Origin of the sequence: Bacillus sp. RIT 809, assembly GCF_016892495.1 — a bacterium.
In the GTDB taxonomy this organism is placed as follows: domain Bacteria; phylum Bacillota; class Bacilli; order Bacillales; family Bacillaceae_G; genus Bacillus_A; species Bacillus_A cereus_U.
This window is the reverse complement of sequence record NZ_JAFEMR010000003.1, coordinates 151,133-164,195: the sequence shown is the minus strand read 5'-3', so window position 1 is coordinate 164,195 and position 13,063 is coordinate 151,133. Positions and strand designations below refer to the sequence as shown.

The window sequence follows — 13,063 nt, the reverse complement described above, 5'->3', positions numbered from 1 at the left end:
AAGTAGTCTGCAAAAGTTTTTGTTGCATTCTACTTTTAATGATTATATACTACTTTTAGTACCTAGTCATAAAAAATGGATGGTGCGGTATGAAAAAAAGAAGAAGTAAAAAAGAAAGACAAGAATTATTACAACAAACAATAGAAACGAATCCTTTTATAACGGATGAAGATTTAGCGGAAAAATTTCAAGTGAGCATACAAACTGTTCGTCTTGATCGTATGGAATTATCTATTCCTGAATTAAGAGAACGAATTAAGCATGTGGCTACAAAACAACATGAAGAAGATGTGAAATCTTTACCGTTAGAAGAGGTTGTCGGAGAAATTATCGATATAGAATTAGATAGACATGCGATTTCTATCTTTGAAGTAAAGGTAGAACATGTATTTAAAAGAAATCAAATTGCTCGTGGGCATCATTTGTTTGCGCAAGCAAACTCACTAGCTGTTGCGGTTATTGATGAAGAATTAGCTTTAACTGCAAAGTCCACCATTCGATATATTCGTCCTGTAAAATTAGGAGAGCGTGTTGTTGCAAAAGCACGTGTTGAAGATGTAGAGAATGATAAAGGACGGACGGTTGTCAAAGTGCGTAGCTTTGTAGGAGAAGAACTTGTTTTTACAGGCACTTTTGAAATGTATCGATCTAGTAATTATAGTGAGGAAGGTAACAACTTATGAAAATCGCAATAGATGCAATGGGCGGCGATCATGCACCAAAGGCTGTAGTATTAGGAGCAATGAAAGCTATTAAGGAATACTCAGATTTACATATTACGTTAGTAGGGAAAGAAGAGGGAATTCGTCAATATTTAACGAGTGAAGAACGAATTACTATACTTCATACGGACGAAAAAATTGAATCGACAGACGAACCAGTAAGAGCGGTTCGTCGAAAAAAACAAGCTTCAATGGTACTAGCGGCGCAGCAAGTAAAAGACGGCGTAGCGGATGCTTGTATATCAGCAGGTAGTACAGGAGCTTTGATGGCAGCTGGATTGTTTGTTATTGGTCGTATGGAAGGAATTGAACGACCAGCTTTATCACCTACAATGCCAACTGTTGATGGAGAAGGTTTTGTTATGTTAGATGTTGGAGCCAACGTTGATGCAAAACCAATTCATTTATATCAATATGCAGTAATGGGCTCTGTTTACGCAGAGAAGGTAAGAGGGATTAAAAATCCACGCGTTGGACTTTTAAACGTTGGAACAGAGGATGGTAAAGGAAACGAGCTTTCAAAACAGGTCTTTGCTATGCTCAAGGATGCACCAATTAATTTCGTTGGAAACGTTGAATCAAGAGATTTATTGCAAGGTGTAGCAGACGTTGTTGTATGTGATGGTTTTACGGGTAATGTAGCGCTAAAATCATTAGAAGGAACAGCACTTGCGTTATTCTCTATGTTAAAAGAACAATTAATGAGTTCGTTTACGAGCAAATTAGCAGCAGCGGTATTAAAACCAAAACTTATGGTATTGAAAGATAAAATGGATTATTCGGAGTATGGAGGAGCGGCGTTGTTTGGATTGAAAGCTCCTGTCATTAAGGCTCACGGTTCTTCTAATGACCAATCGATATTTAGTGCGATTCGTCAAACGAGAGAAATGGTAGCGAAAGAAGTAATTCCTACAATTTCAAGTGTAATGGAGAAGGAGCCGCTTCAATAAGAGGAGGATTTGAAATGGGAAAAATAGCATTTCTTTTTCCGGGCCAAGGTTCACAGGCAGTTGGAATGGGTAGACAGTTAGCGGAGAATAATAAAGAGGTTGCGAAAGTGTTTGCAAAAGCGGATGAGGTTTTGCATGATTCTCTTTCAGAAGTGATTTTTGAAGGACCGCAGGAAAAGTTAACATTAACGACAAATGCGCAGCCGGCACTATTAACAACGAGCTTTGCAATTTTAACAGCTTTGAAGGAGTATGATATTACACCTGATTTTGTCGCAGGACATAGTTTGGGTGAATATAGCGCTCTTGTAGCTGCTGGTGCATTAACATTTGAAGACGCTGTATATGCTGTAAGGAAACGCGGGGAATATATGGAAGAAGCTGTTCCAGGCGGAGAAGGTGCAATGGCAGCTATTTTAGGTGCGGATCCGGATATGCTGAAACGAGTTACAGAAGAAGTAACAAGTGAAGGATACGCAGTACAAATTGCTAATATGAATAGTACGAAGCAAATTGTTATTTCTGGAACAAAGCAAGGAGTAGAACTTGCTTCTCAAAGAGCGAAAGAAAATGGCGCTAAAAGAGCAATTCCGCTCAAAGTAAGTGGACCGTTTCATTCCTCGCTTATGAAACCAGCTGCTGAGAAATTCCAAAGTATTTTAAATGAAATTACAATTCAAGACACGAATATTCCTATTATTGCAAATGTTACGGCGGATGTTATTACACGTGGTACAGATATTCAAGAAAAGCTAATTGAACAGCTCTATTCGCCTGTATTATGGTACCCATCTATTGAGTATATGGTGAATCAAGGGGTAGATACATTCATTGAAATCGGACCTGGAAAAGTACTTGCTGGTCTTATGAAGTCGATTGATTCTTCAGTGAAAGCATATGCGATATATGATGAAGAGACATTAAAAGATACCATTTCAAATTTGAGAGGAGAAAGCTGATGTTAAAAGGGAAAGTAGCATTAGTAACTGGTGCTTCACGTGGGATTGGTCGTGCGATTGCCATTGATTTAGCGAAACAAGGGGCAAATGTTGTAGTAAATTATGCTGGTAATGAGCAAAAGGCGAATGAAGTAGTTGATGAAATAAAGAAATTAGGTTCAGATGCCATTGCAGTAAGAGCAGATGTTGCAAATGCTGATGATGTTACAAGTATGGTGAAACAAACTGTAGATACGTTTGGACAAGTTGATATTCTTGTAAATAACGCTGGTGTAACAAAAGATAATTTATTAATGCGTATGAAAGAAGAAGAATGGGATACAGTTATTAATACAAACTTAAAAGGTGTTTTCTTATGTACGAAAGCAGTATCGCGCTATATGATGCGTCAACGTCATGGACGTATTATTAATATCGCTTCTGTTGTTGGTGTAACAGGAAACCCAGGACAAGCAAATTATGTAGCTGCTAAAGCTGGTGTAATTGGATTAACAAAAACATCAGCAAAAGAATTAGCGAGCCGAAATATTACTGTAAATGCAATTGCTCCAGGGTTTATTGCGACTGATATGACGGATGTATTAGATGAAAATATAAAAGCAGAAATGTTAAAATTAATTCCTGCGGCTCAGTTTGGAGAAGCACAAGATATCGCAAATACTGTAACGTTTTTCGCTTCTGATCAAAGTAAATATGTTACAGGTCAAACGTTAAATGTTGACGGCGGTATGGTAATGTAATAAAAGAATCGATTTCACCTAGTTTTTTTGGACAATATTTTATATAATATTTGAGGGGAGGTGAATAAAATGGCAGATGTTTTAGAGCGTGTAACAAAAATTGTCGTTGATCGTTTAGGAGTAGAAGAAACTGAAGTAGTACCAGCTGCAAGCTTCAAAGAAGATTTGGGCGCAGACTCCCTAGATGTAGTAGAACTTGTAATGCAATTAGAAGATGAATTCGAAATGGAAATTTCTGATGAAGATGCTGAAAAGATTGCTACTGTTGGCGATGCTGTGACTTACATAGAGAGTCATCTATAATGCTTAAGTGAAGTCCCGTTTTTTAACGGGGCTTCTCGGCTTATATCTGGAGGGACCTATGCCGTACCGAAAACATAGAGAAAAAAAATACGAAACAAAATATCGTGAAGCTTTTAAAGTATTTCAAGAAAAGATAGGTATTACGTTTACAGATGAAAAATTATTGATTCAAGCATTTACGCATTCATCGTATGTGAATGAGCATCGAAAAAAACCGCATGAGGACAATGAGCGTCTTGAATTTCTTGGCGATGCTGTATTGGAACTCACTGTATCACAGTATCTGTTTCAAAAATATCCGACAATGAGCGAAGGAGAGTTAACAAAACTACGTGCAGCTATTGTATGTGAGCCATCTCTTGTTCGTTTTGCAAACGAAATGTCATTTGGTAGCCTTGTTTTATTAGGAAAAGGTGAGGAAATGACGGGTGGACGTGAACGACCAGCTTTATTAGCGGATGTCTTTGAAGCGTTTATTGGTGCCCTTTATCTTGATCAAGGGCTAGAAACAGTTTGGGGATACTTAAAAGAAGTTGTATATCCAAAAATTAATGAAGGTGCTTTTTCTCATGTGATGGATTATAAGAGTCAATTGCAAGAATTGATTCAGCGTGATGGTAGTGGCAATATTGAGTATCAAATTTTGCAAGAAAAAGGACCGGCCCACAACCGAGAATTTGTGTCCCGTGTAACTTTAAATAATGAGGCATTAGGTCTTGGAAGTGGTAAGTCAAAAAAAGAGGCAGAGCAACAAGCTGCTGCAGAAGCATTGAAAAAATTAAAAGAACAATCATAAGGAATCCCCCTTTGAATGAGGGGGGTTCCTTATGCATAGAATGAAACTTTCCTTTTATTTATAAATAAAAGGAGTGGGAAATCCGTATAGTAGCTTGTTTTCGTACAGACAACATTTACAACAACGGAGAATAGGAGGAAGGCCTTTCGTGTTTTTAAAAAGATTAGAAATAGCAGGATTTAAATCTTTTGCTGAGCGTGTATCTGTCGATTTTGTTCCAGGTGTAACTTCTGTAGTAGGACCTAACGGGAGCGGGAAAAGTAATATTACTGATGCAATTCGCTGGGTACTTGGTGAACAATCTGCAAAGTCATTACGCGGTGCAAAGATGGAAGATATTATTTTTGCCGGCAGTGATACGAGAAGAGCGGTTAATGTTGCTGAAGTTACATTAACTTTAAATAATGAAGACCAACGCTTACCGATTGAATATAACGAGGTGTGTGTAACGCGTCGTGTATCTCGTTCGGGTGATAGTGATTTTTATATTAATAAACAATCTTGTAGATTGAAAGATATTATTGATTTATTTATGGACTCTGGTATGGGAAGAGAAGCTTTTTCAATTATTAGCCAGGGGAAAGTCGAAGAGATTTTGAGTAGTAAATCAGAAGAACGTCGTGGTGTATTTGAAGAAGCTGCGGGTGTGCTGAAATACAAACTTCGTAAAAAGAAAGCTGAAGGGAAATTGGCGGAAACACAAGAAAACTTAAATCGTGTACAAGATATTATTCACGAATTAAGTAGTCAAGTAGAACCACTAGAAAGACAAGCTTCTATTGCGAAAGATTATCTTGAGAAAAAAGAAGAATTAGAGAAAGTAGAAGCTGCGCTTATTGTACATGAAATTGAAGAATTACATGAAAAGTGGGAAGCGCTTCGAAATCAATTTGGGCATAATAAAGATGAAGAAGCTAAAATGTCGGCGAACTTACAAAAAAGTGAAGAAGAGCTTGAGGAATTACGCGGGCAATTACAAGCCGTTGATGAATCTGTAAATTCCTTACAAGAAGTTCTCCTTCTGTCTAGTAAAGAACTAGAAAAACTAGAAGGGCAACGCGAGCTGTTAAAGGAAAGAAAGCAAAATGCAACGACGCATTGTGCGCAGCTTGAAAAGCTAATTGTTGAGTTAACAGAGAAAGCTACAAGTTATGATGACGAAATTGAAACAAGTACAGAAGCGTTAATGCAATTTGTGAATCAAGTAAAAGAATTGGAGAAGAAATTGCATGATAACGAGCAATTACTTGCGACTTTTGCTGAGAATTTAGAGGAACAAATTGAGAATTTAAAAGGTGACTATATTGAACTTTTAAATCAACAAGCAAGTCTTCGTAATGAATTATCTATGATTGAAGAACAATCAAAACAGCAAAACTCTAAAAACGAACGACTTGATGAAGAAAATGAAAAGTATGTACAGATGCGTGTGGGAATTACAGCGAAAAAGGCGAAACTTGTAGAAAGTTATGAGCAAGCGAGAGAGAAAATAGCTGGCATTATTTCTAACATACAGAAGACAGAAACGGCACTTGGGAAATGTAAGTCACAGTATAGCGAAAATGAAACGAAACTGTATCAAGCGTATCAATTTGTGCAACAGGCGCGCTCTCGGAAAGAAATGTTAGAAGAGATGCAAGAGGACTATTCTGGCTTCTATCAAGGGGTACGTGAAGTATTAAAGGCTAGAGAAAATAGGCTACAAGGTATTGAGGGAGCTGTTGCAGAACTTCTGACTGTGCCGAAAGAATATGAAATCGCAATGGAAATCGCCCTTGGGGCAGCGATGCAACATATCGTAGTACAAACAGAAGAACATGCTCGTAATGCAATTGCATTTTTAAAGCAAAATAAACATGGCCGTGCAACGTTTTTACCTCAAGCTGTTATTAAAAGCCGATCGCTATCATTTGATCAATTACGCATTGTGAATCAGCATCCATCGTTTGTCGGTGTAGCGGCAGAACTTGTGCAGTACAATAATAAATATGAGAATGTAGTTTCCAGTTTATTAGGTACTGTTGTTGTTGCGAAAGATTTACGCGGAGCAAATGAGTTAGCGAAACAACTGCAATACCGCTATCGTATTGTAACACTCGAAGGTGACGTAGTGAATCCGGGTGGTTCTATGACGGGTGGAGCTGTAAAACAGGCGAAATCCTCTTTATTGGGACGTCAACGTGAACTTGAAGAGTGGACTAAAAAACTAACTGACATGGAAGAAAAAACAACGAAGCTAGAAAACTTTGTTAAAGCAGTAAAGCAAGAGATTCAAGAAAAAGAAGTACAAATACGAGAGCTACGCCAAGGTGTAGAGACCGAACGTGTAGATGAACAGAAGCTAAGAGAAGAAATTAATCGTTTAGAATTAGATGAACATCGTATTAATGATCGTTTATCGATTTACGATTTAGAGATTGAAGGATTTTTACAAGATCAAGTAAAAATGCAAGGGCGTAAAGAAGAGTTAGAAAAGATTTTAGCGACTCTTCAAGCGGAGATTGGGGAATTAGATAGCAAAATCGTCGTTTTAACGAAACAAAAAAGTGAACAACATTCTTCAAAAGAAAAAGTTCAGAAGGAAATGACGGAGCTAAAAGTACAAGCTGCTGAACAACAACAACGTTTGTCTAATCAAAAAGAAAAAGTCGAACGATTGACGAAGGAAAAAGAAGAGACTGATGCGACGCTTGTAAAAACGAAGGAAGATTTAGCGTTCTTAAAGCAAGAGATGACATCTAATTCAAGTGGCGAAGAACAAATTACGAATATGATTGAGAAGAAAGCGTATGATCGTAATCAAACTTCGGAGTTAATTCGTTCTCGTCGTGAACAACGCGTATCATTGCAAGAAAGAGTCGAGCATTTAGAGCGCGGTGCGAAAGAAACAATAGGTAAACATAAATATATTCTTGAGATGCTGAAAGATCAAGAAGTGAAAATTAACCGACTTGATGTAGAGCTGGAAAATAGATTGCAACATTTACGTGAAACATATACTATTTCATTTGAAGCAGCAAAACTTAAGTATACAATGATGATGCCGGCAGAAGATGCACGTAAAAAGGTGAAACTAATTAAACTATCCATCGAAGAGTTAGGCGCAGTAAATTTAGGGGCAATTGATGAATATGAACGTGTAGCAGAGCGCCATACATTCTTATTAGAGCAAAGAGATGACCTAGAAGAAGCGAAATCGACATTGCATCAACTTATTATGGAAATGGATGAAGAGATGAAAAAACGCTTTTCTACTACGTTCGAAGGGATTCGAACAGAGTTTCAATATGTATTCTCTGAACTATTCGGAGGTGGAAGAGCGGATTTAGTAATGACGAATCCAGAAGATTTACTAAATACTGGTATTGACATTGTAGCGCAACCACCAGGAAAGAAACTACAAAACTTAGGTTTACTTTCAGGGGGAGAGCGTGCTTTAACGGCAATTGCGCTCTTATTTGGTATTTTAAAAGTACGCCCAGTTCCATTCTGTGTACTAGATGAAGTAGAAGCAGCTCTTGATGAGGCAAACGTTGCTCGTTTTGCGCAGTATTTAAAGAAATTTAGTGATGAAACACAGTTTATTGTAATTACACACCGAAAAGGTACAATGGAAGAGTCTGATGTATTGTACGGTGTCACAATGCAAGAATCAGGGGTATCGAAGCTTGTTTCTGTTCGTTTAGATGATGGCGAAGAACTTGTTGCAAGTAGATAGGAAGGATGGGAAGTATGAGTTTTTTAAAAAAATTAAAAGAAAAAATTTCAAAACAAACGGATACGGTAACAGAGAAGTTTAAACAAGGATTAGAAAAAACGAGAAATTCATTTGCTGATAAAGTAAATGACTTAGTGTACCGTTACCGTAAAATAGACGAAGATTTCTTTGAGGAATTAGAAGAAATTTTAATTAGTGCGGATGTCGGAGTTTCGACAGTGATGGAATTAATTGATCAGTTGAAAGAAGAAGTGCAACGTCGTAACATTCAAGATCCGAAAGAAGTACAGGCTGTTATTTCTGAAAAGCTAGTGGGAATTTACAAAGGTGACAGCGACTTTAGTAATGAAGTTAATATACAAGAGGATCAATTAACAGTAGTTTTATTTGTTGGTGTTAATGGTGTGGGGAAAACGACGACGATTGGTAAGCTTGCACATAAATTTAAATCAGAAGGTAAGTCTGTCCTATTGGCGGCAGGAGATACATTCCGTGCTGGGGCGATTGAACAATTAGAAGTATGGGGCGATCGTGTTGGTGTAGAAGTAATTAAACAAGGATCAGGATCTGACCCAGCGGCGGTTATGTATGATGCTGTACAAGCGGCAAAGGCCCGTAAAGTGGATGTATTACTATGTGATACAGCAGGACGCTTACAAAATAAAGTAAACTTAATGAAAGAGTTAGAGAAAGTGAAGCGCGTAATTGAGCGTGAAGTACCAGGGGCTCCTCATGAAGTATTACTAGTTATTGATGCAACAACAGGACAAAATGGCTTAAGCCAAGCGAAAACATTCCGTGAAGCAACAAATGTTACTGGTATTGTTTTAACGAAGTTAGATGGAACTGCTAAAGGTGGTATCGTCTTAGCGATTCGTAACGAAATGGATGTTCCGGTGAAATTTGTTGGGCTAGGAGAGCAAATGGATGATCTGCAGCAGTTTGATCCAGAACAATATGTTTATGGTTTGTTTGCGAACTTAGTAGAAACAGAAGAAGTGTAAGTGAAAGAAGCGGTATTTCCGCTTCTTTTTCTATAAAAATATGTGATGTTAAGAAAAAAACTTGACACTCTTTTGTACTCCATGTAAACTAAATCATGTAAAGGGAAATCACTTAACAAAGGATGATCCAACATGCTCGAGAAAACAACGAGAATGAATTATTTATTTGATTTTTATCAATCGTTGTTAACGCAAAAACAAAGAAGTTATATGTCGCTTTATTATCTAGATGATTTATCTCTTGGTGAAATTGCGGAAGAATTTGATGTAAGTCGCCAAGCCGTGTATGATAACATTAAACGGACTGAAGCGATGCTTGAAGAATATGAAGATAAATTAGTATTACTTCAAAAGTTTCAAGAGCGACAGCGACTTGTTGCAAAGCTAAAACAGCTAATCAGCGAAGAAGAGCATGTGTATGAAGAAATGAAACAAGTTGTTGAAGCTATCGAAAAATTAGATTAGGAGGGCGGCAATATGGCATTTGAAGGATTAGCCGACCGACTTCAACAGACAATGCAAAAAATCCGCGGCAAAGGAAAAGTTTCTGAAGCCGATGTGAAAGAAATGATGAGAGAAGTTCGTCTAGCTCTTTTAGAAGCGGATGTGAACTTTAAAGTAGTAAAAGATTTTATAAAGCGTGTGTCTGAGCGTGCTGTCGGACAAGATGTAATGAAAAGTTTGACACCTGGACAACAAGTAATTAAAATCGTACAGGAAGAACTTACAGAACTTATGGGCGGAGAGCAAAGCAAAATTGCTGTTGCTAATAAGCCACCTACTGTTATAATGATGGTTGGTCTGCAAGGTGCGGGTAAAACAACGACGACAGGTAAGCTTGCGAATTTGCTTCGAAAAAAGCATAATCGTAAACCGATGCTTGTTGCAGCGGATATTTACCGTCCAGCAGCAATTAAACAGCTTGAAACATTAGGGAAGCAATTGGACATGCCTGTTTTCTCCTTAGGAGATCAAGTAAGTCCGGTTGAAATTGCGAAACAAGCGATTGCGAAAGCAAAAGAAGATCATCACGATTATGTTTTAATCGATACAGCGGGTCGCCTGCATATTGATGAAGAACTAATGGATGAATTAGCGAAAGTCAAAGAAGTTGCGAAACCGGATGAAATTTTCCTTGTTGTCGATGCGATGACAGGACAAGACGCGGTAAATGTAGCACAAAGTTTCCATGAACAGTTAGGATTAACAGGTGTTGTATTAACGAAATTAGATGGTGATACGCGCGGTGGTGCGGCATTATCTATTAAGGCTGTAACAAATACACCAATTAAATTTGCTGGTATGGGTGAAAAACTAGATGCAATTGAAGCGTTCCATCCAGAACGTATGGCATCCCGTATTTTAGGGATGGGTGACGTCTTAACATTAATTGAAAAAGCGCAAGCTACAGTTGATGAAGAGAAAGCAAAAGAACTTGAGCAAAAAATGCGTACGCTTTCGTTTACGCTTGACGATTTCCTAGAACAACTTGGACAAGTGCGTCAACTTGGACCGCTTGACGAATTGTTAGGAATGCTTCCTGGTGCAAATAAAATTAAAGGGCTGAAAAATGCACAAGTTGATGAAAAACAAATTGGGCATATTGAGGCAATTATTCGTTCTATGACTAAAGTAGAACGAGAACAACCGGAAATAATCAATGCTAGTCGTAAAAAGCGCATTGCCAAAGGTAGCGGTACAACGGTACAAGAAATCAATCGTCTAATCAAGCAATTTGATGATATGAAAAAAATGATGAAGACGATGACGGGAATGCAAAAAGGTAAGAAAAAAGGACTAGGTGGATTGAAGTTTCCATTCATGTAAGGAAAAAAGATGGCTCTGTTAAGAAAAAATACTTTACAAAGCAATAGTCTTTTTGCTAATATAATTATCTGTGTTAAATAAATTCGGAGGTGCTTTATAAATGGCAGTTAAAATTCGTTTAAAACGTATGGGAGCTAAAAAAACTCCTTTCTATCGTGTAGTTGTTGCAGATTCTCGTTCTCCTCGTGACGGACGTTTCATTGAGGAAATCGGTACTTACAATCCGGTTGCTCAACCAGCGGAAGTTAAGATCAACGAAGAAGCAGCATTAAAATGGTTAGGAAATGGTGCTAAACCGTCTGATACAGTTCGTAACCTTTTCTCTAACCAAGGTATCATGGAGAAATTCCACTTATCTAAACAAGGTAAGTAATTGAGGCAATGACAATGAAAATGTTAGTCGAGACAATTGTTAAACCTCTTGTGGATCATCCTGGAGATGTAAAAGTTACACAGGAACTTTGCAACGGAGAAATAAAGTATCGATTAACTGTACATCCTGAGGATGTTGGAAAAGTCATTGGAAAGCAAGGGAAAGTTGCGAAAGCGATTCGAATGCTCTTGTATTCAGTGGGACATCATAATGATGAGAACGTCACACTGGAAATTCAATAAACGTAAAAAGGGCGAGGAGTTATTTCCTCTCCCTTTTTTAACATTTAAAGAGAAATTGCATGTTCCATATATGAAATGGAAATGCTTAATTTATATAGAAACCAGGGGTGACATACTATTTATGACAAAATGGTTTAACGTAGGGAAAATTGTAAATACTCATGGCGTAAAAGGAGAAATTCGTGTTATTTCTCGTACTGATTTTCCAGAAGAGCGATATAAAGTAGGGAACACGTTATACATATGGGATGAGAAAGGTACAGACTATCTTACAGTGAAGGTAACTGCTCATCGTCAACATAAGACATTTGATTTATTAACATTTGAAGGATACAACAATGTAGATGAAGCAGAGAAGTTTAAAGGTTCTTTAATAAAAGTACCAGAAGAGCAGTTAGGCGAACTAGCTGAAGGTGAATACTACTACCATGAAATTATTGGTTGCAACGTTGTAACGGAAGAAGGAGAAGCATTAGGGACAATCAAAGAGATTCTATCTCCTGGTGCGAATGACGTTTGGGTGATTAAACGTCCAAAGGGTCAAGATCTGTTAATTCCTTATATTGATGACGTTGTACTTCAAGTTAACATTGAAAATAAATTAGTAACCATTCATGTAATGGAAGGGCTACTATAATGAAAATTGACATTTTAACATTGTTTCCAGATATGTTTACGGGTGTATTTGGGTCTTCAATTTTAAAGAAAGCACAAGAAAAAGAAGCGGTAGAGCTTCGTGTTGTCAATTTCCGTGAGTATACAACTAGTAAGCATAATAGTGTAGATGATTATCCGTATGGTGGGGGCGCTGGTATGGTATTAACCCCGCAGCCTATCTTTGATGCGGTAGAAGAGTTAACGAAGGAAACAGACCGTAAGCCGAGAATCGTCTTAATGTGTCCACAAGGAGAGCGTTTCACGCAGAAGAAGGCAGAAGAGCTTGCTGGAGAAGAGCATGTTATTTTTGTATGTGGCCATTATGAAGGATACGATGAACGAATTCGTGAGCATCTTGTAACAGATGAGATTTCTATTGGGGATTACGTATTAACGGGTGGAGAATTGGCTTCTATGGTAGTCACTGACAGTGTTGTACGTCTTTTGCCAGGAGTGCTTGGGAATCAAACGTCACAAGTGGAGGACTCTTTTAGCACAGGTTTGTTAGAGCACCCACATTATACACGTCCTGCTGATTTTCGTGGTATGAAGGTACCGGATGTACTAATGTCAGGAAATCATAAAAACATTGATGAATGGCGCCATAAAGAGTCACTACGTCGTACGTACACACGTAGACCGGATTTACTGGAAGAACGAGAATTATCTAAGCAAGAAGAGAAATGGCTGGAACAGATTAAAGAAGACCGATAAGGGCTTGATATATTTTCTATTGCAACAGTCCTAGCAATATGCTATTATAACATTTGTG

14 protein-coding genes are annotated in these 13,063 nt (G+C 37.9%); all 14 read left to right on the top strand.

Going from position 1 to position 13,063, the window contains the following annotated elements; genetic code table 11:
- Nucleotides 1–89: 89 nt before the first annotated feature.
- The 14 genes from fapR (at nt 90) to trmD (ending at nt 13,005) form a co-directional block, all read left to right on the top strand.
- Nucleotides 90–683, top strand: a complete 594-nt coding sequence (gene fapR, locus JTF23_RS05115; RefSeq protein ID WP_000747352.1) for a transcription factor FapR — start codon at nt 90–92, stop codon at nt 681–683.
- Nucleotides 680–1,672: a phosphate acyltransferase PlsX gene (gene plsX, locus JTF23_RS05110; protein ID WP_002160729.1), complete on the top strand. Its 993-nt coding sequence runs from the start codon at nt 680–682 to the stop codon at nt 1,670–1,672. Before fapR ends, plsX begins: the two co-directional genes overlap by 4 nt.
- Before the next feature lie 14 nt (nt 1,673–1,686).
- Entirely contained in the window at nt 1,687–2,631 is a 945-nt protein-coding gene (gene fabD, locus JTF23_RS05105) for an ACP S-malonyltransferase (RefSeq protein ID WP_204208235.1), read from the top strand.
- Nucleotides 2,631–3,371: a 3-oxoacyl-[acyl-carrier-protein] reductase gene (gene fabG, locus JTF23_RS05100; RefSeq protein WP_016106004.1), complete on the top strand. Its 741-nt coding sequence runs from the start codon at nt 2,631–2,633 to the stop codon at nt 3,369–3,371. The genes fabD and fabG overlap by 1 nt, the downstream gene beginning before the upstream one ends.
- A gap of 69 nt (nt 3,372–3,440) precedes the next feature.
- Nucleotides 3,441–3,674 carry an acyl carrier protein gene (gene acpP, locus JTF23_RS05095; protein WP_002014515.1) on the top strand — a complete coding sequence of 78 codons (234 nt, stop codon included), beginning with the start codon at nt 3,441–3,443 and terminating at the stop codon, nt 3,672–3,674.
- 58 nt (nt 3,675–3,732) lie between these two features.
- Nucleotides 3,733–4,470: a ribonuclease III gene (gene rncS, locus JTF23_RS05090; RefSeq protein ID WP_002146086.1), complete on the top strand. Its 738-nt coding sequence runs from the start codon at nt 3,733–3,735 to the stop codon at nt 4,468–4,470.
- Nucleotides 4,471–4,618: 148 nt separating this feature from the next.
- On the top strand, nt 4,619–8,188 hold the full coding sequence (smc, locus tag JTF23_RS05085) for a chromosome segregation protein SMC (protein ID WP_002160732.1): 3,570 nt from the start codon (nt 4,619–4,621) through the stop codon (nt 8,186–8,188).
- 14 nt (nt 8,189–8,202) lie between these two features.
- A complete protein-coding gene (gene ftsY / locus JTF23_RS05080; protein WP_002160733.1) occupies nt 8,203–9,192 on the top strand; it encodes a signal recognition particle-docking protein FtsY in 990 nt (329 codons plus the stop codon).
- A 132-nt stretch (nt 9,193–9,324) separates the two neighbouring features.
- Complete coding sequence (locus JTF23_RS05075) at nt 9,325–9,657, top strand: putative DNA-binding protein (RefSeq protein ID WP_002160734.1); 333 nt, start codon at nt 9,325–9,327, stop codon at nt 9,655–9,657.
- 12 nt (nt 9,658–9,669) lie between these two features.
- Nucleotides 9,670–11,019, top strand: a complete 1,350-nt coding sequence (gene ffh / locus JTF23_RS05070) for a signal recognition particle protein (RefSeq protein ID WP_002111383.1) — start codon at nt 9,670–9,672, stop codon at nt 11,017–11,019.
- Between the two features lie 100 nt (nt 11,020–11,119).
- On the top strand, nt 11,120–11,392 hold the full coding sequence (gene rpsP, locus JTF23_RS05065; RefSeq protein WP_000268750.1) for a 30S ribosomal protein S16: 273 nt from the start codon (nt 11,120–11,122) through the stop codon (nt 11,390–11,392).
- A gap of 14 nt (nt 11,393–11,406) precedes the next feature.
- The gene (locus JTF23_RS05060; RefSeq protein ID WP_002088196.1) at nt 11,407–11,634 is read left to right on the top strand and encodes a KH domain-containing protein; all 228 of its coding nucleotides are present in this window, start codon (nt 11,407–11,409) and stop codon (nt 11,632–11,634) included.
- Between the two features lie 121 nt (nt 11,635–11,755).
- Nucleotides 11,756–12,271 (top strand): ribosome maturation factor RimM, encoded by a 516-nt coding sequence (gene rimM, locus JTF23_RS05055; RefSeq protein ID WP_033710827.1) that lies wholly within the window; start codon nt 11,756–11,758, stop codon nt 12,269–12,271.
- Entirely contained in the window at nt 12,271–13,005 is a 735-nt protein-coding gene (gene trmD / locus JTF23_RS05050; RefSeq protein ID WP_002014522.1) for a tRNA (guanosine(37)-N1)-methyltransferase TrmD, read from the top strand. Before rimM ends, trmD begins: the two co-directional genes overlap by 1 nt.
- Nucleotides 13,006–13,063: the final 58 nt, after the last annotated feature.

Bases quoted from the DNA above. Each gene is read 5' to 3' on its own strand.
- rncS (WP_002146086.1), top strand. From the start codon at position 3,733: ATGCCGTACCGAAAACATAGAGAAAAAAAATACGAAACAAAATATCGT.
- trmD (WP_002014522.1), top strand. From the start codon at position 12,271: ATGAAAATTGACATTTTAACATTGTTTCCAGATATGTTTACGGGTGTA.
- plsX (WP_002160729.1), top strand. From the start codon at position 680: ATGAAAATCGCAATAGATGCAATGGGCGGCGATCATGCACCAAAGGCT.
- rimM (WP_033710827.1), top strand. From the start codon at position 11,756: ATGACAAAATGGTTTAACGTAGGGAAAATTGTAAATACTCATGGCGTA.
- ffh (WP_002111383.1), top strand. From the start codon at position 9,670: ATGGCATTTGAAGGATTAGCCGACCGACTTCAACAGACAATGCAAAAA.
- fabG (WP_016106004.1), top strand. From the start codon at position 2,631: ATGTTAAAAGGGAAAGTAGCATTAGTAACTGGTGCTTCACGTGGGATT.
- ftsY (WP_002160733.1), top strand. From the start codon at position 8,203: ATGAGTTTTTTAAAAAAATTAAAAGAAAAAATTTCAAAACAAACGGAT.
- rpsP (WP_000268750.1), top strand. From the start codon at position 11,120: ATGGCAGTTAAAATTCGTTTAAAACGTATGGGAGCTAAAAAAACTCCT.
- JTF23_RS05075 (WP_002160734.1), top strand. From the start codon at position 9,325: ATGCTCGAGAAAACAACGAGAATGAATTATTTATTTGATTTTTATCAA.
- fapR (WP_000747352.1), top strand. From the start codon at position 90: ATGAAAAAAAGAAGAAGTAAAAAAGAAAGACAAGAATTATTACAACAA.
- JTF23_RS05060 (WP_002088196.1), top strand. From the start codon at position 11,407: ATGAAAATGTTAGTCGAGACAATTGTTAAACCTCTTGTGGATCATCCT.
- acpP (WP_002014515.1), top strand. From the start codon at position 3,441: ATGGCAGATGTTTTAGAGCGTGTAACAAAAATTGTCGTTGATCGTTTA.
- fabD (WP_204208235.1), top strand. From the start codon at position 1,687: ATGGGAAAAATAGCATTTCTTTTTCCGGGCCAAGGTTCACAGGCAGTT.